This is a genomic window from Loigolactobacillus backii, from assembly GCF_001663675.1.
In the GTDB taxonomy this organism is placed as follows: domain Bacteria; phylum Bacillota; class Bacilli; order Lactobacillales; family Lactobacillaceae; genus Loigolactobacillus; species Loigolactobacillus backii.
Map to the genome: position 1 here is coordinate 1,707,908 of NZ_CP014873.1, position 17,874 is coordinate 1,725,781.

Genomic DNA, 17,874 nt, shown 5'->3' on the forward strand with positions numbered 1-17,874 from the left:
TGTGATACTCCCTAATTATGAATCTTCAGAACATCCTCGCAATTTATGAGTAGACAAGTCATCCAATGACTAGCTGCTTGATAGAACGCGAGCTATCAAAATCATCAGCTAACACTACAGCTTGTGGTTTGAACTTAAACAATTCATCTGGGCGGCATTCTTAAAATGTAGATAAACTACAGGAGGCGAAAGCCTATACCAGTTGGATCCGAATCCAATGAACAATTAGAGAATATCACACAGCATCCAAACAGCGAAGCTGGTCAATACTTGAATACATTTTTAATAATACGAGGAGGCTATGATATGACTGGTGGTGAAGCTGCTGCTTTAATTGCTGCAATTGCATTTCTGATTCTTGTTTTCTTTATTGTGCTCGTTTTGATTCGAGTAACAAAAATTATGCGGGAAGTTCAGGCAACTGTGGCCGAGGCAAACCGCACAGTAACAACAGTAACAAGTGACGTTGATGCACTTTCAAAGGAAGTTGAAGGTCTGTTAACCAAAGCAAATGTCTTACTTGAAGATGTAAATGGTAAGGTGGCGAACTTGGACCCCGTCTTTCAGGCCGCTGGTGATCTTGGTGAGAGTGTTTCGGACGTTAATGAGGCCAGTCATCATTTGGTGGAACGGATAACTGATATTGGCAATTCAACGGCCAAAGCTTCAACTCTGGGCCGAGTGGGGGTAGGAGCGTTACGTTTCTACCAAAATCATCGCCGCAAAAAAGCAACAACTGATAATACGCAAAGGAGTGATTCATAATGGCTAAAGGAAAATTTCTATTTGGTTTTCTACTTGGAGGTGCCACTGCATTTGCAGCAACACGTCTGTTAGCACCGGAATCAAGTGACGAATTAAAGGACAATTTAGCACGAAAGGTCAACCAGTTACGTGATAAGGCAGCTGATTACGCTGACTTTGTGGACGATGCTGCTAATGACTTTACTGACGCCGCTGGGGAAACAACGGATACGTTAAAGGATGCTGCCAGTGATGTTAAATCTGATTTAAAAGATTCAGCGGCTGATTTAAAAGATAATGTTGCCGATGATGCGGATTATGCAGATATTAACATTGATGGGCACAGTGCTTTTGGTGAGGCCAAAGATAATATCACGTCGGCAGCAAGTAGTGCTGCTGATGAGGCTGAGGACAAATTAAATACAGCAACTGATGATTCAGATAGTTCATCAAGTGATTCTGCTGAAAATTAGTTTTAGCTATTATTTTGAAAACACCTTCATTAAAATATTCAGAAAATAAAGCGAAGAGGCCAGGACAAAAGTCCTGGCCTCTTACTATTTTCGATCATTACTCTAGAACGTGCGCCAAAAGTCTGGATACACGTGCCTAGCTACAGTTAATCCAATAACTGTACTATGGTTGTTGGATTAGCTGTAGCTAGGCAGTAAACTCAAAACCGACTTTTGTCCCACTCCCTTCCTACGCTTAGTGATTTAGAACCTAGCTATTTCTAAATAATCCCTAGGCCAATCTTAATCACCATTAGTGTAGCGTTATTAGTTAATGTACTGTAATTCCTTTGGTGTATGAGTAAACGGCTTGGCCCCGGTTTCAGTGACGTGGACACAATCCTCAATTCGAACACCAGCAACACCAGGAATGTAGATACCAGGTTCAATCGAGAAACACATACCAGGCTGTAATTCCATATTGTTGCCGGCCATAATTGAAGGAAATTCATGTGTTGAAGTGCCAATTCCATGACCAAGGCGGTGAATAAAGTAATCACCGTACCCAGCTTTGGTAATCACATCACGAGCAATTTGGTCTAATTCCGCTGCTGTAAGACCAGGTTTAACGGCAGCCTGGGCCGTTAACTGTGCTTCTAAACAGACTTTATGAACATCAAGTGCTTTGTCACTAGGTTTACCAAAAGCAATGGTTCTAGTTGCATCACTCATATAGCCTTTATTAACGGTACCTAAATCAAATAAAACTAATTCATTTGGTGCAAGTTTTGTTTCTTTAGGTTCGCCGTGAGGATCAGAAGCGTTAGTTCCAGCCTGAACAATTGTACCAAAGCTCATTTTCATCACGCCTTGTTGCATTAACGCGTATTCAATTTCGGCGACAATCTGTTGTTCGGTTCGGCCGGCCTGAACAGCCTTAAAGCCAACACTGAAAGCATAATCGGCTTGCTTACCAGCCTCGTCCATTAGGGCAATTTCGGCGGGCGTTTTGATCAATTTAGCCTTTTCAATAAAACGACTAGCATCTCCCGGGAAAGTTGCTTCCGGAAAATACTTCAGAATTGTTTCGTAACGGCCCACTGGCAGATCATCTTTTTCAATTGCCCAACGCTGGGAATTTGGTTGGCGTTTTTTGATCTGTTCAGCAATGATGGCAAAGGGGTCCTCGTGATCTAAGTAACCATAATCACCATATTTCCAGCCAGCACCCTTGACTGCTTCAACTTCTAACTGAGGTCCAAAATAGAAGGGATCTTGATCTGGAAAGACTAAGAGTGCTTGCACACGTTCTTCTGGTTCAGCATAAAATCCGGAGAAATAGGCAACGCTTGTTGGGTTGCTAATGAAAGCTACATCTAAATTATTTTCTTGTAGCCAATGACTTAAACTCTGTAAGTGGTCCATAGAATCATCCTTTCTTAACTAAAATTAGTATAGCATATTCAACACCTCTCGTTACCAGATACACATTAATGATCGGTTTAAATAATTTATGAAAACGATCATGTAAATTTTATGAAAAAAGGCTTTAAAACGCTTGCATTTGTTTTCAAACTTTGTTAAGTTGGTAAAGGTGAATTTATGAAAACAAATGAAAGCGAAGAGAGGGACTTATAAATGGAAAAACAAACAATTACAATTTATGATGTTGCCCGTGAGGCAAGCGTCTCGATGGCAACCGTTTCGCGAGTTGTTAACGGTAACCCAAACGTTAAGCCGGCAACACGTAAGAAGGTTTTAGAAGTTATTGATCGTTTAGATTACCGGCCTAATGCCGTTGCTCGGGGTTTAGCTAGCAAAAAAACAACGACGGTTGGGGTTATTATTCCTGATGTAACTAATATTTATTTTTCATCATTAGCACGGGGAATTGATGACGTTGCAACGATGTATAAGTACAATATTATTTTGGCTAACTCTGATGAAAACGGCCAAAAAGAATTACAAGTGTTAAATACGTTGTTAGCTAAGCAAGTGGACGGCATTATTTTCATGGGTAATCAGATCTCGACTAATATGCGTTCAGAATTTGCTCGTTCAAAAACGCCAATTGTTTTGGCCGGTTCAGTTGATTCTGATGAAGAAATTGCCAGCGTTAATATTGACTACATTGCTGCCGTTGAAGAAGCAGTTAGTACTTTAATCCGCCACGGTAATAAGAGAGTTGCCTTTGTTACCGGCAATATGGATCAACCAATTAATGGATTATACCGGTTAAATGGTTATAAAAAGGCTTTAGCAAAGGCTGGTTTACCATTTGATGAAAAGCTAGTGTTTGAAACTGAATATAGTTATAAGGCTGGCGAAGCAATCTGGCCTGAAATTAAGGCTACTGATGCGACGGCCGCAGTAGTCGGTGACGATGAACTGGCAATTGGTTTACTCAATGGTGCCGGTGATGATAATGCTAAATTCCCAGATGATTTTGAGATCATTACAAGTAATGATTCCAAGTTGACTGAGATGTCACGCCCAAAGATGAGCTCAATCACACAACCTTTATATGATATTGGTGCAGTTGCAATGCGTTTGTTGACTAAGTTAATGAACAAAGAAGAAATTGAAAACCAAACAATTCTTTTACCTTACGGAATTGTGGAACGTGGTACTACTAAATAATAGTTAATTGTTTTTTGGATAAAAAATAAGCGGCTGAAGTGAACCCCCGGTATTGGACTAAAATCTAATATTGGGGTTCACTTCAGGTTAGGGCAAAAGTCCTGGCTGCTTATTTTTTTTGAGCATTACTCTAGGACGTGCGCCAAACACGACTACAGCTAATCCGAGAACTATAAGTGCGGTTATTGAATTGGCCTACGTTACGCAGTAAATCAAAAACCGACTTTTGTCCCACGCCCATATATTCTTACACTTTAATAATTTTGCTATCATTTTGGTAAAATTATTAAGGTGTATACTAAAAGCGTAAGAATAAATGGAGGCGATCTCATGCGAAATTTTGCACGATCGGCAGGATATTCGATCTTTTTTGTTATTTTTTACGCAGTTGTTTTAGTCGCAGTTATTTTTCAGGGAGTGTACAATATTTTGTGTAAATAGTAATTGAAAAGGGAAGACCTTCCCCGTATGATTAAATCGCCAAACATAATCAACGGAGGCCTTCCCCATGGATCAGTTTAACAAAGAAATCGCCCAAACACTACTAGCTCAAGGAAATTTAAAGGAGGTTTTTCGTACTCAATTGGAGAAAACAGTCAACAGCCTGCTTCAAGCTGAACTGACCGCAATTTTAGGCTACGATCCATATGATCGCAGTGGCTTCAACAGCGGTAATTCCAGAAACGGACAGTACTTTCGCCAAATAGCTTCCGAGTATGGAAAACTAAATATTTGTGTGCCCCGTGACCGTAATGGTGAATTCAAAGCAGCACTTATTCCATCCTATACGCGCCGGGTTGATGCCCTAGAAGAAATGGTTCTCAAGCTCTACGAAAAAGGGATCACAACACGTGAAATTGCCGATCTCATTGAGAAAATGTATGGATCGCACTACTGCGCAACCACAATCTCAAACATGACCCAGGTCGTCGAAGGGCAAGTTGCGGCTTTTCATAAGCGTCATTTTACTGAGTCAAGCTTCGTTTGTCTCTTCATCGATGCGACTTATCTTCCGCTCAGACGAAAGACGGTTGAACGTGAGGCGGTCCATATCGCGATTGGCATTACAGCAAGCGGTGAGAAACAGATCCTTGATTACCAAATCGCTCCAACTGAGAATGGTGAAGTTTGGTCAGAATTATTAGGTGGACTTGTAAAAAGAGGTATCAGCAACGTCCAACTAGTCATCGCTGACGGAATGGTGGGCCTTGAATCAGCACTTGAAAGAAGCTACCCACAGGCAAAGTTTCAGCGTTGCCTCGTTCATATGAGTCGTAATATTTTCAAAAAAGTACGTGTTAGTGACCGACAGGCCGTTATGTCTGAATTCAAGCAGATCCATCAAGCAACGACCAAATCTGAGGCACAAGCGATTCTGGCCACCTTTATTACACACTGGGCACCTAGCTATTCTAGAATGACGAAGCACTTAGCGGAGACCAAAAATCTGCTTACTTTCTTTGATTTCCCGACAAGTATTAGAGCCTCGATCTACTCAACCAATCTTATTGAATCTTTCAACAAATCAATTAAGCGAAAAACCAAAGTGAAAGAACAATTTCCAAATGAAGCTGCGTTGGATCGTTTCCTAGTCACACAGATGTTGGCCTACAACGATAAGAACTTTGGTAAGTCTCATCGTGGTTTCAAACAATGCCAAGATACATTAGAATCAATGTTTTGAAATTGGTTATTTAATCGTGCGAATAAGAGTTACTCATTTACACAAAATTATTGACACTCTCATTTTTCAAGCCAATATGTTAGCAATGCTATTGATGGCAATTGGAATGCTACTAAACGCAATTATTAATCTGGGTGCGCACTACCAAACTAAAAAGTAGACCAAATTAAATGAGCAACATAAAAAGGCGGGCAACTTACTAATCAATTTCTGGTTAGTAAGTTACCCACTTTTTTATAATAGATTATTCACTTGTTGTTCCGATACCAATGTTTTGGCGTTTATTAATTGACGTTGAACTACTACTTGGAATAACTTCGCCACCAAGTAGGGCAGCATCCGGGTCACCACCATTAAAATAGTTTTTCCAGAAAGCGTTATAAGCTTTTTGGGAGCCGCCGATCGCAAATCGATATTTAACCGGATCAGGTGACCAGCCGGCGTAAAGTGACTTGGTTTTACTTCCGCTAATGGCCTGGCGTGATCCTTGATAACTTATTCGTCCTGGTAAGCGGCCAGTTGACTTAGTAACAGAAACTTCTGTCACTCCAGAAGGGCGAGTGCGCCGTTGGGTAGTTCCAAGAATGCTACTATCCGTGGTATTAATCGCATTAGCCAAGTTGGTCCAGTAAGCATTGCTAACTTCACCAGAAGTATCCGTCAGGTTATACGAGTTTCCGTAGAAATTATCGTAACCAGTCCAAGTTGCTAATGTAACCTTTGGCGTGCTACCGACGAACCAACTATCCCGGTTATCATTTGAAGTACCAGTTTTACCCACAAGATTGCTGGTATTAAACGTTGCCGCACCAGAAATTTGACTGGCAGTTCCCTGGGTAACAACGGAACGCATCATGTTTGACATTACATAAGCCGTTGCAGGCGAGAAAACCTGGGTTGTTTTTGGTTTATGTTGATAAACAGTCTTTCCGTTATTGTCAGTAATTTTTGAAACAACGTAAGCATCAGTGTGTTTACCACTATTTGAAAGTGTGGTATAGGCGCTGGCCTCATCGGCAACACTAACCCCGTACTGGGTTCCACCAAGGGCCAAGCCAAGTTCCTTGTAGTCTTTACTGGTTAATTTAATCCCCATTTTTTCCATGTAGGGTTTTACGGAGCCGTGTTTACGTACTTGATTGTAGAGGTTGACGGCAGGAATATTGTAAGAATATTTAAGGGCATCTCGGGAACTAACAAAACGATTTTGAATTGTTTGACCATAATCAGTTGGCTTATAGCCATTATAATTAACCTTGAAATCAGCGATCTTAGTCCCTGATCCAATAAGCTTACGCTGAATGGCAGGACCGTAAACTAATAGCGGTTTAATTGATGAACCAGGGGAACGTTTAGTATCAAAGGCGTGATTAATTTGGGTGACGGAGAAATCACGTCCGCCAACGAAACCAAGGACTGCGCCGGTGTGATTATTAAGCAACACGCTACCATTTTGTGCAGGTTCTTTAACGTGAATTGTTTTGCCAGTCTGCGGGTCAGTTGACGTATCTTCATGCGTTGGACCAAAGGTGTTGCCTTGTTCTTGGACCACGTTTTGCATACTATCGTAGACAGATTTATTGATCGTGGTGTAAACATGATAGCCACGTTCGGTCAACAATTGGGAAGCCTGCTGATAATACTGTTGATAGAGGTTGTTATCTTGATTGACCTCAGTTGCGGTCAGACCATCTTTTTTGTAAAGTTGCTTCATTAAAATATTTCGTGCGTCTTTAGTAACTAAGTTATAAACGTAACCGTATTTTTGGGTCGGTTCTGGATTCGGCTGCTTACTAAGAAAGTCTTTTTTGAGATCGTACTTTTCAGCGGTTTGCCACTGTTGTTTGGTAATTTTATTGTCACGGTACATTCTGAATAAAACGACGTTCTTACGGTCTAACCCAAGTGAAAGATCCTTTTTCAAGGAACCATTATTCTTGTAAGGGGTGTAGACTGAAGGACTTTGTGGCAGTCCGGCAATAAAGGCGGCCTGGGCTAGATTTAGGTCGCTGGCTGGTTTGCCAAACAAACCCTCGGCTGCCTCTTGAACGCCAGCAACGTTCTGGCCCTTATTATTTCGACCAAAGGTAGCCGCATTTAAGTAAGCCTGTAAAATTTCTGATTTTGAAAAGTATTTGTCAACCCGTAGAGCAAGTAAAATTTCACTGGCCTTACGTTTAAATGTTGTTTCAGAATTCAATAATTGCATTTTAACTAATTGTTGGGTCAAGGTTGACCCACCAGTTTGCGTACCAATTCCGGTTAAACTGGAAAAAAGGGCACGTACGACTGATTTAGGAACGACCCCATGATGTTGATAGAAGTATTGATCTTCCGTTGATGTAATCGCCTTAGTTAAATTTGGTGAAATTTGGTTAATTGAAACTGGCGTGCTAGTGATATTTGTTTGTAATTCACCTAATTTAACGTTCTTAGCAAAATATAAATTTGAGGGTGCGTAGTCACTATTAATTGCCGTTTTCATTGTGTTATAACTTGGTATTGTATCTTTATTGAGCAATGACGCAAAATAACCTAGGCCAATTCCTACCGTTAATGTGCCAACAATCAATAAAAATGAAGCAATATGTAAGAATAAACTCTTTAAGACACTTATCGTGATGTTTAAATAATAAAAGAAAGCTTCACGTGGGGTTGCATTTTCTTTGAACGTGATCTTTGGAAAACGCAAAAATTCAATAATACCATGCCCTAAACGACTAAAAAAGCCACGCATACCCTTCGTATGGTTACCCGAGCGTGTGCGTCGGTCAGACCTTGAGTTATGGTCTTTCAACTTCATCCCACCTTAATAAATCAAAATACTCCTATGTATTATAACAGATTGCTTTTTAAATGCAGTGCAAAATTTAAGAAGTTAACAAAAACGAAAACTTTTTGCTGAAAATAGGGCTGGTAGCGAAATACAAAAAATGGCATGATAGTAAAAAGTGTTATTAGCAGCATAAACTAGATGTTGCATTCACGTAAAATAGACATTAGATTACTGAGGAGACCTGATCGCGATGTACACAACTTTACTATTTGACCTAGATGATACGTTACTTGATTTTAAAGCGGCTGAAAAGCAGGCACTAAGGAGCCTTTTCCAGGAATTACAGCTACCATTAACGCAAACAATTCAGCAACGCTATGCTACATTAAATACTGGCTTATGGCAAGAGTATGAATTAGGAAAAATCACTCGGGGAACACTGCTAAAAACGCGGTTCACACGTTTATTTAGGCAACTGGGCCAGAAAATTGACGGTGTTGCCTGTGAAAAAAGGTACCGAACTTATTTAAGCGGCGGACACGCGTTAGTCCCACATGCCAGTGAGGTTTGCGGAATCTTGAAACAAAATTTTCATTTGGAAGTTGCCACAAATGGAATTGCTAAGATGCAGCTGCGGCGATTAGCGGATTCAGGCTTGGCTAATTATTTTGAACGTGTTTTTGTTTCTGAGGAGGCAGGCTTTCAAAAGCCGCAGCCAGGATTTTTTAATTATATTGCGCAAGAATTACCGTATTTTGATAAGGACAAGACACTAATAATTGGGGATTCGTTGACGTCAGACATTACTGGTGGCAATCGCTTTGGGATTGATACTTGTTGGTTTAATCCTAATTTGCTTACCAATCAAACAAGCATCACACCAACATTTCAAATCAGGCAACTACCCGATTTGGTCAAATTACTGGAACAATAAAAATAAACACGAAATAAGTAGTAAATTTCACTAGTGATCTAGTCCGTGAAATTACTATTTGTTTCGTGTTTTAGTTTAGAATTTTAAAGACGTAGTGGTTAAATGGTTCTTAACGATAACGACTAATGGCACAAGCAGTCTGTCCCTCTGGCATTTGTTCACTGGGAATAATTACTACTTTACCACCAAAGTTTAACGTATAATCACTTAGGTCAAAGAGTAGATTATGGCGTTGGCCGATGGAAGTACTTTGATCTAGTCCATCCGCCGTCATAATTCCGGCCGCAAAGCCATCTTGTGCCAGCAGCAAAGTATCAATTTGTCCGGCTTTAGCGGCCAGAACCAAATCTTGCGAGGTTGTAAGAATCTTTCGCTGGGGAATTGCATTTTGGTAGCGATCTAATGTGATTGCGACAATTGCAGCGGCCCACTGTTGGTGTAACGGTTCAGTTTGTTTTTGAATTTGCTCTTTACTGAGATTAGCGGGGGATGCCGTAATCCTTAGGTGCTGTGCCAAGGCGCTATTTTTACTTAGTTGACGGAATAACGCTTGATTTTCGCTTAAACCGAACAGAATTAAACGTTTTGAATCAACGTGGTCGATGAGATAATCATCAATTGCCTGGTAATAATTGCGATGGTCAATCTCAGTTTCTTCATCCTTTGCGTTATGGCCGTGATAGCTAACACTACCAGCACCATCGCCGTTTGTCCGGAAATTAAGGTCACCACCCTTGATTTCATCACCTAAGGCCTTTTTAAGTGTTGTTGGTGCGTCTTCCGGGAATATGATTTCGTTGAAGCGTTGACCTTGGTATTTAAAGAGCCGGAAACTATCTTGGTTTAGACAGAGCAATGTATAGTCAAACTGACGCTGACTGTTATTGATAATAGGCATCAGATCTGGGAAACGGCTCACACTGACCCGCTGTGTGACTGCTGCGTTTAAACGGGTAACCATCATTTCATTTTGATTGACGATAATTCCTAGACTGACCGACAACTGATCGCGCCAAAACGTTGCATCACTTAATAATGGGGTTAATTGTGCTTCAAAAGCTGACCAATTTGTTTCGGGAAATAGGGTGGTAAACTGTTCTTTAGCTTCCTTTAACAAATTCTTATAGGTGATTTGCGATTTTTCTGCCTCATTTCGTAGTGGCAGTGTATTCAGATAAATCGAGACAAACGGGCCATGCTGAAGATCGTTAAGTAATGTTTTCAAGTCAATGTAATGTGTTGTAACCATAAAATAGTCCTCCTTTGGTGATGAAAGTATTGCCAATTTAGGCTACCTTAAGGTTAACAAGTTATTGGGATAAAAGCGATAAATATGCTAATGGCTTTTCTAATCGGAAATCTGGAAATAGCGAATTCGTTTGTAAAGTAACGCACCAAGCCATCCGGCCGCGGCGGCCTTAATGATTGCGGGCACAATAAAGGGCATGAAGCCGGCATTAAAGGCGGCGGTAGCAGAAAGGTGACCGCTAAATGCTAACCAAATAGTTCCCATGATTAAAGTTGCGAATGCGCCTAATAGGTTAGCGGTTATGGCGTGAAAATAGTGATAACCAAAATGTTGCAGGTAGCTGCCGGTAATCCAGCCAGTTAATAGAAAGCCAAATAAAAAGCCCCCAGTTGGTCCAAATAACGCGCCGATGCCTGATGCCATGCCGGCAAAAACGGGTAATCCAATTAGGCCAAGTAGAAGGTAGATTGTGATTGCCCAGCAACTATATTTTCTTTTAAGTACTGTGGCACAGAGTCCAACGGCAAATGTTTGCCCAGTTAAGGGGACTAATCCAAGTGGGACAATTAATTGCGAAAAAATAGCAATAATGATGGCAAATTCTGCTGCTAAAATAAATCCTTTTAATTGTGTGTGGGTCATGTGTTGATCTCCTTTTATTGATAGTAAACTTTAGTGACTTCTCCTGAACTAATTGCCCGTTGACCAGTAGTCGTTTGTAGAAGGAGTTCACCATGATTGTTAATACCAGTTACTAGTCCGCTAAGTTGCTCATTACCTTGTTTGAGCGTTACTTGCTTACCGATTAAAAGTGAATTTTCGCGATAATCAGTTAGAAATTGGCCTGCAGAATAAGCAGGGTAAATAGAAAAAAACTGCGTTAGAATTTCGGCGATTAACTGATTACGTGTTGTTGTTGGTTTTGTTGTGAAAAGGGCCCCAACTTTGTTTTGTAAGTTATTGTCTAGTGGTGTTTCTGGTGCCGCAAAATCCAGGCCGATTCCGATAATAACGTCAGTAATATGTTGGGTTTCAAAGTCGGTGACTGCTTCCGACAAAATACCGCAGATCTTTTTATCCCTTAAATAAAGATCATTCACCCACTTTATTTTAGTTTTAATGCCAGTTGTCAGTTTAATTGCGCGAAAAACAGCAACGGCGGTGGCAGTTGTTAGTAAACCAACGTCGGTTAACTGAGTTGTCGGTTTGAGAAGTAAACTAAGGTAAATCCCGGAGTTCTTTGGAGAAATAAATGGCCGACCGTAACGCCCATAGCCACGTGTCTGTTGATTGGTAATTAAAACTTGGGGCACATCATTACGCTGGGCCGCAAGTTCTTTTGCCTTTTGATTAGTGGAAGCAAGAGTGGGGTAAACGCTTAATGGTAGTGTTTGTAGTTCGTTGGGTAAAAAATGCTGAATAGCAGTTTTGCTAAGCAGATCATTTTCCACGTAACGGTAACCAAATTGGGCCTTGCTTTCAATTAAGTAGCCGTCCTTTTTAAGTTGCTGAATGGCCTTCCAAATTGCAGTTCGTGAAAGGTTAAGCCGTTGCGCTAAAATTTCCCCGGAAACAAATTGATCACCGGTTGCAATAAGTTCTTGAAGCAGATGTTCTTTAGTTGACATTTTTATCAGTCCTTCAATTCTTGTTAACCATATTAAATTAATGGTTAACAGAATAATAACTTAATTAATTATAAAATGCTAGCTAAAATGATAGAGAAATATCATTTTATTTCCGTGGGCGTATTAAGTTTAGATTACGAATGGGTCAAAAGTAATTTTTTGATTAGAAAGCATGTTAAGCTTAATGTATTAAAAGGGAGGTAATGTTGTGACCTGGGAGCATTTTTTGGAACATCGTGTTGACGACCAAAAAGGTGATGGGCACAGTGTGACCGTTGACGTGCCAAACGCTAAAGAACAGTTGACACTAAAGATTGACGCTGATGTGTACGCGACGTTGGCAAAAGAGAACGGTAAGCTGGAGCAACTGGTGAAGCACTTATTAAGTCGTCACCGGAAGCAAACTACGAAAGAGACCATTGTAATCAATAAGCGTAATCTTCGAATTTTCCTTTAGGCTTAGAATATGTTTGGAAAAGCAGGGAAGACCATAATCGCTATTGATTAACAAGAGTGCCGCAGACAAGTAATATCTTCGTTGCGGCATTTTTTCTCGTTTGGAATACGTTTGTCAAAAAAGTACCATCTATCGGTTAGACAACATTCTTTAATGAATCACTTAATTAACTTAGCCAATTGTAAATTGCTAAGCTTTTTTTTATAATTAAATTAATTTAATGATTGTGGAGGTAAGGGATGAATAATGAATCGGCACAAAAAATGTGGGCGGCTTTTGTAGCGGAGCATCCAGAAATTACGGCTACCTATGATGTTTGGTCTTTCGGCAGTACAGCCGAATCTGCCGATCAGTTGGCACGGTTAGTGATTGCGCATCAAAAAACGGCGACGACTTCAAATTATGCACTGTATCAGTTAACTAATGAACCAGTGCCAACCGTGGGGCGCTACAGTGTTATTTTAAATGGTCATCAGCAAGCAGTTGCCATTATTCGAACAACGGCCGTTCAGGTACTCCCTTTTGGGGATGTTGGCGTTGACCAGGCCTATGCGGAAGGTGAAGGCGATCAAACGATAGCCTACTGGCGAAATATTCACCGTAAAGTATTTACTGATGAGTTGGCCGCCGTTCAAAAAACGTTTACGGATCAATCACTAGTTTTGCTGGAACAATTTGCGTTACTTTTTCATGATTAGGCGTATTTCAAAAGTTATTCAGCTATTTGCGCTTTTGAATTTGTTTCTAAATTATTTTTTGATTTTTTCGGGTGAATTACATAATAAAAATAACAACTGCTAGCAATGATAAACGGAGTGGGTTAGAATAATACTAATTTAGATTATTTTTGTACCAATGCAAAAATAGACATTAGCGTAATTAGGAGGATATTTAATGCATTATGAAAGTAAGGTCTTCACGACTTATGCTCAAGAGCTTGAGCACCGTTTAAACAAGGTATTGGCTGATATTAGCGACAATGATCATGAGTTGGTGGATGTTAAGTTAACACCGATTAAAAATGATGATAGCATTGATACCGATATGATTTTGGTTGTTGTTATTTCTCGTTAACATTTAAAAAAGCTTACTACAAAAAATTAATTTTTGTAGGGCTATACTCCTACTTAAGTAGACAAGCAAATAATCAAAGCTTGTACACTTAGGAAGGAGTTTTTTATGGGAAGAAAAGGTTCCCGCTATACATTGAAGGAAAAACTGGCGTGTATTAGCTTAGTGGAGCAGGGAATTACTCCTAACGCAGTTGGCACTCAGTACAATATTAAAGGTGAACAGATCCAGCAATGGGTTCAACGTTATCACAAAGATGGCGAAGCGGGATTAAAGCGAGCTTGGCCGCACCGTTATCCAACCGAGCTAAAGCTGGAAATCGTTCAAAAATATCTAACAAGACACACGTCATATCCACAATTGGCCAGAGAATATCAAATTCCTAACGTGGCAGTTATATATCAGTGGGTAACCCGGTATACTAGTGGTAAATCATTAGAAACTACTAGGGAGAAAAACGATATGAGAGATGGTCGTAAAACAACTCAACTTGAACGAATTGAGATCGCACAATGGGTGATTGCCAATGATCTAGACTACGTCGGTGCTATAAAGAAATTTAACGTCTCATATGGACAAGCCTATACCTGGGTTAGAAAGTTCAAACGAGATGGTTCGATGGGCCTAGAGGATCGTCGTGGTAAGGCGAAAGAAGATCATGGTCAATTAACTGAGAACGAGAAATTAATGCTTGAAAACAAACGGCTTCAGGCCCGCGTAATGCGGCTCTCAACGGAGCTAGCCGTGCGGGAAAAAATCCAAGAATTAGAGAGAAGGAATGTCCTCAAACAGAAAAATATCAAGTTATTAAAGAACTCACACAAGAAGTGAATTCAGATAACGATCAACCTTATAATATCGGCTATTTGTGTACCTATACGGGAATTTCACGATCAAGTTACTATAAGTGGTTAAATCACGGTCTAAGTCAGCGTCAGATCGACGATCAAGCTGTTGTAAAGTATATGATCGAGCTAGAGAAACAACACAACTATATCTACGGTGTTGAGAGTCTAACAATGTATGTTAATAAGAATACCAAGTATCATGTTGGACACAATAAAGTGCGACGATTAATGGTCGAAAATGAAATCAAAGCATCTATCAGGGTTAAGAAACATGATCGACATGAGGAACATAAAGAGCAACTCTCGGCTAACCTTCTGTATGATGCAGATAAGGGTCATAATTTTCATCCAGATGAGGCTAACCATATTTGGGTAACTGATTGTAGCGAATTAAGATATGGTCTTAGAAATCAGTATCGGCTTCGCCTAAGCGCCATTAAGGATCTATATGATCATAGTATTATTGCTTGGCAGGTAGCCGAAACTGAGACATCGGTGTTAGTTACCGATACGATCAGGTTGGCTTTAGAGAACACAAATGCAATTAAACCAGCCATTTTACACAGCGATCAGGGTTCTAGCTACACCTCTGGTGAATACAACACTTTCCTAGCAGGTCATGGCATCAATCATAGTATGTCACGAGCGGGTACCCCTGGCGATAACAGTCCTATAGAATCCTTTTGGAGTCACATGAAGGACGAATTTTTTGCGTTCAGAACGGCGCAATCAAAGAGTGAATTACTTGCTCAGATCAATGAGTTTATTCGCTGGTATAACTTTGAGCGGCTTCAAGTAACATTAAACGGCATGACGCCGATAGAATATCGAAATCATGCCGTTCAAGAATGTGCATAAACACTTTAATTATTTGATTGTCCTCTTGACAGGAGCCGAGCCTAGTAAGCTTTTTTTGGTTAGTTTTGAATCCATCAAGGCAACCTAGGTGTATTTAGAAAGGCCAATTTTTCAGGTTGGTTTAGGTCGTAACTTTCGAAAAAAACGGCCACAACTCATATCAAAAAAATGGGAAGTAGTCTTACTTTGCCAGCTCGTAAATGGCCTCGGCGTAGATGGCAGTTGTCCGTAAAAGGTCAGCCAGGGGCATATATTCATTAGGTTGGTGCATGACATTCTCACGATTAGGGAATAAGGCACCAAAGGCAACGCCACGTTTGAGTAGCCGACCGTAAGTGCCACCACCAACGATCTGTTCATGTCCCTTTTCACCAGTTTGTTTTTCGTAAACTTTTAGTAGTGTTTGGACTAGCGGATCGTTAGCAGGAACGTAGTGCGGTGTCATTGCGTGGCTTAATTGTTCAATTTTAACGTTAGGGCCCAGCGTTTTGGTTAAGGCGGCAATAATGGTAGTGACATCCGTTCCTTTAGGATAACGAACGTTAAGCGTGATTGTTGCCGGTTGGTTAGTTACGTAGGTAAAAAGATCAGGACTAGCCGTTAAATCACCCATGACATCGTCAGTGTAAGCAATTTTAAGTAACTTACCCCGGGAATCATTATGAAAATAGTGAGCGATTGTTTGCAAATATTGTTTGCCGTTAGCATCGAAATCATAGTTGGCCAAAAAATTGGCCAGGTAAGTAGCGGCATTAATGCCATCTTTGGGTTCTTGCGAGTGGGCAACTTTACCATCGAGGGTGAGTGTTACTTGTTCACCAGTTTGTTGATAATTGCCGCTAATCGGATTAGCAGCCAAATAGGTTTCAAAGGCAGCCTTTAAAGTTGCGGGGGCTCCAGAAATCACTGCGGTGGCCGATTGGGGAACCATATTTGTTCGGAGGCCACTGGTAAAGCTGGTTAAAGTTAAAGCGGCCGATTTTATTTCACGGTTAGGTGCAAAAGTTAATTCAAAATTTGTAATTCCTTTTTCGCCATTAATAATTGGAAATTCGGCGTCAGGTGAAAAACCAAAATCAGGCATTTTTTCTGTTTCCTGATAACGATTTAGACCGTACCAACCAGATTCTTCATCCGTTCCAAAAATAAAATGAACTTGTTTGGTTAATGGCAACTTAAGGTCCCGAATAATTTTTAGAGCGTAATAGGCGGCTAGGGAAGGGCCCTTATCATCACTGGTCCCGCGACCGTATAAACGACCATCTTTATTAGTTAGTTTAAAGGGATCGCTTTGCCAGCCATCACCAGCGGGAACAACGTCCATATGACCGAAAATTCCTAGAATTTCTTTACCTGTGCCGTATTCAATTCGACCAGCAACGTTAGCGATATTTTTTGTTTTGAAGTTGTCACGCTTGGCAATAGTCAGTATTTTTAGTAAGGCATCCCGCGGGCCAGGTCCTAAAGGTGCCATTTCAGTTGCCTGTGTATCATCGCGAGCACTATTGATTGCAACGATGTCACTTAAGTCTTGTAGTAAATCTGTTTGCCGTTTTGCTACTTCTTCGTTCCAGTTAATTGGCATTGTGCCACCTGCTTTCTAAAAAGATTAATTCAGTATAGCCTGAATTACCTAAACTGCCAATTAAAATGTACCTTGGATTAGAATTGCGGTAGGATTATTTAGGAAGTCCGATCAAAAAATTAAAAATATATTTTACGGAGAATATGTAATTGGGCGCCTTTTACTAGTGGCAGCGGGATATTTTTTAAAATAGAAGTGCCACAGTCAATTAATAAAAGCAGATGAGGAATGTTGACATGACAGATGAGCAGATTCAAAAGTTAACCCAAGCAACTAAGTATATGCACCAAGTATTAGATCAAGACACCACTGGTCATAGCAGTGATCACATTGAACGTGTGGTGCGGTTAACTCGCCGTTTATGTCAGGATGAAGAGGTACCGGATTATCTTGCCTTGATGGCCGCAACTTTACATGACGTAGTGGATGATAAATTATTTACTAGTGTTTCAGAAGCACGCCAGGCACTCCAACAATTTTTGGATAAAATTGCTATTAACGCAAAGGAACAGGCCGAACTATGGCAAATTATTGATCATATGTCTTACCGGAAAAATATTGATCAGAAACAACAGTTATCAATTGCCGGCCGAATTGTGCAGGATGCTGATCGGTTGGATGCGATTGGCGCGATTGGCATTGCCCGGACATTTTATTTTGGTGGCCATTTTGGTGAAAAAATGTACGATCCGCAATTGGCTCCTCGAACTAAGTTAGCGGCTAGTGATTATAAAAGTGGCGAAAGTACAGTTATTAATCATTTTTATGAAAAGCTATTACGGCTTCAAGATCAGTTGAACACAGCTGCGGCAAAGAAAATTGCGTTAAAACGCCAAACACGAATGCTTAATTTTTTGACAGATTTTAAGGCAGAATGGGCGGCAGAGGATTAGGAAGTGTTGAAAAAGCGTCTAGGTTCTATTTTGTGATTTAATTTGTCTCGGTCAC

17 protein-coding genes are annotated in these 17,874 nt (G+C 40.4%); 11 read left to right on the forward strand and 6 right to left on the reverse strand.

Annotation, left to right across the window (positions count from 1 at the left end):
• Positions 1-306: 306 nt before the first annotated feature.
• Both AYR53_RS07570 and AYR53_RS07575 read left to right on the forward strand, forming a co-directional pair.
• Positions 307-765 carry a DUF948 domain-containing protein gene (locus tag AYR53_RS07570; protein WP_068223433.1) on the forward strand — a complete coding sequence of 153 codons (459 nt, stop codon included), beginning with the start codon at positions 307-309 and terminating at the stop codon, positions 763-765.
• Complete coding sequence (locus AYR53_RS07575; protein ID WP_068223436.1) at positions 765-1,217, forward strand: YtxH domain-containing protein; 453 nt, start codon at positions 765-767, stop codon at positions 1,215-1,217. Before AYR53_RS07570 ends, AYR53_RS07575 begins: the two co-directional genes overlap by 1 nt.
• Positions 1,218-1,523: 306 nt before the next feature.
• Here the strand turns inward: AYR53_RS07575 and AYR53_RS07580 are convergent, their stop codons facing one another.
• Positions 1,524-2,621 carry a M24 family metallopeptidase gene (locus AYR53_RS07580; RefSeq protein ID WP_068280875.1) on the reverse strand — a complete coding sequence of 366 codons (1,098 nt, stop codon included), beginning with the start codon at positions 2,619-2,621 and terminating at the stop codon, positions 1,524-1,526.
• A 213-nt stretch (positions 2,622-2,834) separates the two neighbouring features.
• Between AYR53_RS07580 and ccpA the strand changes: the two genes are divergently transcribed.
• Both ccpA and AYR53_RS07590 read left to right on the forward strand, forming a co-directional pair.
• Positions 2,835-3,836 (forward strand): catabolite control protein A, encoded by a 1,002-nt coding sequence (ccpA, locus tag AYR53_RS07585; protein WP_068280872.1) that lies wholly within the window; start codon positions 2,835-2,837, stop codon positions 3,834-3,836.
• Between the two features lie 508 nt (positions 3,837-4,344).
• Positions 4,345-5,520: an IS256 family transposase gene (locus tag AYR53_RS07590; protein ID WP_068223443.1), complete on the forward strand. Its 1,176-nt coding sequence runs from the start codon at positions 4,345-4,347 to the stop codon at positions 5,518-5,520.
• A 244-nt stretch (positions 5,521-5,764) separates the two neighbouring features.
• Here the strand turns inward: AYR53_RS07590 and AYR53_RS07595 are convergent, their stop codons facing one another.
• Positions 5,765-8,323, reverse strand: coding sequence for a transglycosylase domain-containing protein (locus tag AYR53_RS07595; protein WP_068280869.1), 2,559 nt, complete (start codon positions 8,321-8,323; stop codon positions 5,765-5,767).
• 223 nt (positions 8,324-8,546) lie between these two features.
• Between AYR53_RS07595 and AYR53_RS07600 the strand changes: the two genes are divergently transcribed.
• Positions 8,547-9,230 carry a YjjG family noncanonical pyrimidine nucleotidase gene (locus AYR53_RS07600; RefSeq protein ID WP_068223449.1) on the forward strand — a complete coding sequence of 228 codons (684 nt, stop codon included), beginning with the start codon at positions 8,547-8,549 and terminating at the stop codon, positions 9,228-9,230.
• A 109-nt stretch (positions 9,231-9,339) separates the two neighbouring features.
• Here the strand turns inward: AYR53_RS07600 and AYR53_RS07605 are convergent, their stop codons facing one another.
• The 3 genes from AYR53_RS07605 to AYR53_RS07615 all read right to left on the reverse strand — a co-directional run bounded on the left by AYR53_RS07605 (position 9,340) and on the right by AYR53_RS07615 (position 12,107).
• On the reverse strand, positions 9,340-10,479 hold the full coding sequence (locus AYR53_RS07605; RefSeq protein WP_068223452.1) for a baeRF6 domain-containing protein: 1,140 nt from the start codon (positions 10,477-10,479) through the stop codon (positions 9,340-9,342).
• Positions 10,480-10,578: 99 nt separating this feature from the next.
• Positions 10,579-11,121: a biotin transporter BioY gene (locus AYR53_RS07610; RefSeq protein ID WP_068223455.1), complete on the reverse strand. Its 543-nt coding sequence runs from the start codon at positions 11,119-11,121 to the stop codon at positions 10,579-10,581.
• A 14-nt stretch (positions 11,122-11,135) separates the two neighbouring features.
• Complete coding sequence (locus tag AYR53_RS07615) at positions 11,136-12,107, reverse strand: biotin--[acetyl-CoA-carboxylase] ligase (RefSeq protein ID WP_068280868.1); 972 nt, start codon at positions 12,105-12,107, stop codon at positions 11,136-11,138.
• A 208-nt stretch (positions 12,108-12,315) separates the two neighbouring features.
• Between AYR53_RS07615 and AYR53_RS07620 the strand changes: the two genes are divergently transcribed.
• The 5 genes from AYR53_RS07620 to AYR53_RS07640 all read left to right on the forward strand — a co-directional run bounded on the left by AYR53_RS07620 (position 12,316) and on the right by AYR53_RS07640 (position 15,341).
• The gene (locus AYR53_RS07620) at positions 12,316-12,564 is read left to right on the forward strand and encodes a hypothetical protein (RefSeq protein WP_068223461.1); all 249 of its coding nucleotides are present in this window, start codon (positions 12,316-12,318) and stop codon (positions 12,562-12,564) included.
• A gap of 239 nt (positions 12,565-12,803) precedes the next feature.
• Complete coding sequence (locus tag AYR53_RS07625) at positions 12,804-13,262, forward strand: ASCH domain-containing protein (protein ID WP_068223464.1); 459 nt, start codon at positions 12,804-12,806, stop codon at positions 13,260-13,262.
• Positions 13,263-13,458: 196 nt separating this feature from the next.
• Positions 13,459-13,638: a hypothetical protein gene (locus AYR53_RS07630; protein WP_068280865.1), complete on the forward strand. Its 180-nt coding sequence runs from the start codon at positions 13,459-13,461 to the stop codon at positions 13,636-13,638.
• Between the two features lie 105 nt (positions 13,639-13,743).
• Positions 13,744-14,466, forward strand: coding sequence for a helix-turn-helix domain-containing protein (locus tag AYR53_RS07635; protein WP_057823861.1), 723 nt, complete (start codon positions 13,744-13,746; stop codon positions 14,464-14,466).
• A complete protein-coding gene (locus AYR53_RS07640; protein WP_238595646.1) occupies positions 14,463-15,341 on the forward strand; it encodes an IS3 family transposase in 879 nt (292 codons plus the stop codon). The genes AYR53_RS07635 and AYR53_RS07640 overlap by 4 nt, the downstream gene beginning before the upstream one ends.
• 181 nt (positions 15,342-15,522) lie before the next feature.
• Here AYR53_RS07640 and pepV read toward each other — a convergent pair whose 3' ends face one another.
• Positions 15,523-16,926 (reverse strand): dipeptidase PepV, encoded by a 1,404-nt coding sequence (gene pepV / locus AYR53_RS07645; protein ID WP_068223470.1) that lies wholly within the window; start codon positions 16,924-16,926, stop codon positions 15,523-15,525.
• A gap of 236 nt (positions 16,927-17,162) precedes the next feature.
• Here pepV and AYR53_RS07650 point away from each other — a divergent pair, with 236 nt between their 5' ends.
• Positions 17,163-17,819, forward strand: a complete 657-nt coding sequence (locus AYR53_RS07650; protein WP_068223475.1) for an HD domain-containing protein — start codon at positions 17,163-17,165, stop codon at positions 17,817-17,819.
• Positions 17,820-17,874: the final 55 nt, after the last annotated feature.

Bases quoted from the DNA above. Each gene is read 5' to 3' on its own strand.
- AYR53_RS07570 (WP_068223433.1), top strand. From the start codon at position 307: ATGACTGGTGGTGAAGCTGCTGCTTTAATTGCTGCAATTGCATTTCTG.
- AYR53_RS07575 (WP_068223436.1), top strand. From the start codon at position 765: ATGGCTAAAGGAAAATTTCTATTTGGTTTTCTACTTGGAGGTGCCACT.
- AYR53_RS07580 (WP_068280875.1), bottom strand. From the start codon at position 2,621: ATGGACCACTTACAGAGTTTAAGTCATTGGCTACAAGAAAATAATTTA.
- ccpA (WP_068280872.1), top strand. From the start codon at position 2,835: ATGGAAAAACAAACAATTACAATTTATGATGTTGCCCGTGAGGCAAGC.
- AYR53_RS07590 (WP_068223443.1), top strand. From the start codon at position 4,345: ATGGATCAGTTTAACAAAGAAATCGCCCAAACACTACTAGCTCAAGGA.
- AYR53_RS07595 (WP_068280869.1), bottom strand. From the start codon at position 8,323: ATGAAGTTGAAAGACCATAACTCAAGGTCTGACCGACGCACACGCTCG.
- AYR53_RS07600 (WP_068223449.1), top strand. From the start codon at position 8,547: ATGTACACAACTTTACTATTTGACCTAGATGATACGTTACTTGATTTT.
- AYR53_RS07605 (WP_068223452.1), bottom strand. From the start codon at position 10,479: ATGGTTACAACACATTACATTGACTTGAAAACATTACTTAACGATCTT.
- AYR53_RS07610 (WP_068223455.1), bottom strand. From the start codon at position 11,121: ATGACCCACACACAATTAAAAGGATTTATTTTAGCAGCAGAATTTGCC.
- AYR53_RS07615 (WP_068280868.1), bottom strand. From the start codon at position 12,107: ATGTCAACTAAAGAACATCTGCTTCAAGAACTTATTGCAACCGGTGAT.
- AYR53_RS07625 (WP_068223464.1), top strand. From the start codon at position 12,804: ATGAATAATGAATCGGCACAAAAAATGTGGGCGGCTTTTGTAGCGGAG.
- AYR53_RS07630 (WP_068280865.1), top strand. From the start codon at position 13,459: ATGCATTATGAAAGTAAGGTCTTCACGACTTATGCTCAAGAGCTTGAG.
- AYR53_RS07635 (WP_057823861.1), top strand. From the start codon at position 13,744: ATGGGAAGAAAAGGTTCCCGCTATACATTGAAGGAAAAACTGGCGTGT.
- pepV (WP_068223470.1), bottom strand. From the start codon at position 16,926: ATGCCAATTAACTGGAACGAAGAAGTAGCAAAACGGCAAACAGATTTA.
- AYR53_RS07650 (WP_068223475.1), top strand. From the start codon at position 17,163: ATGACAGATGAGCAGATTCAAAAGTTAACCCAAGCAACTAAGTATATG.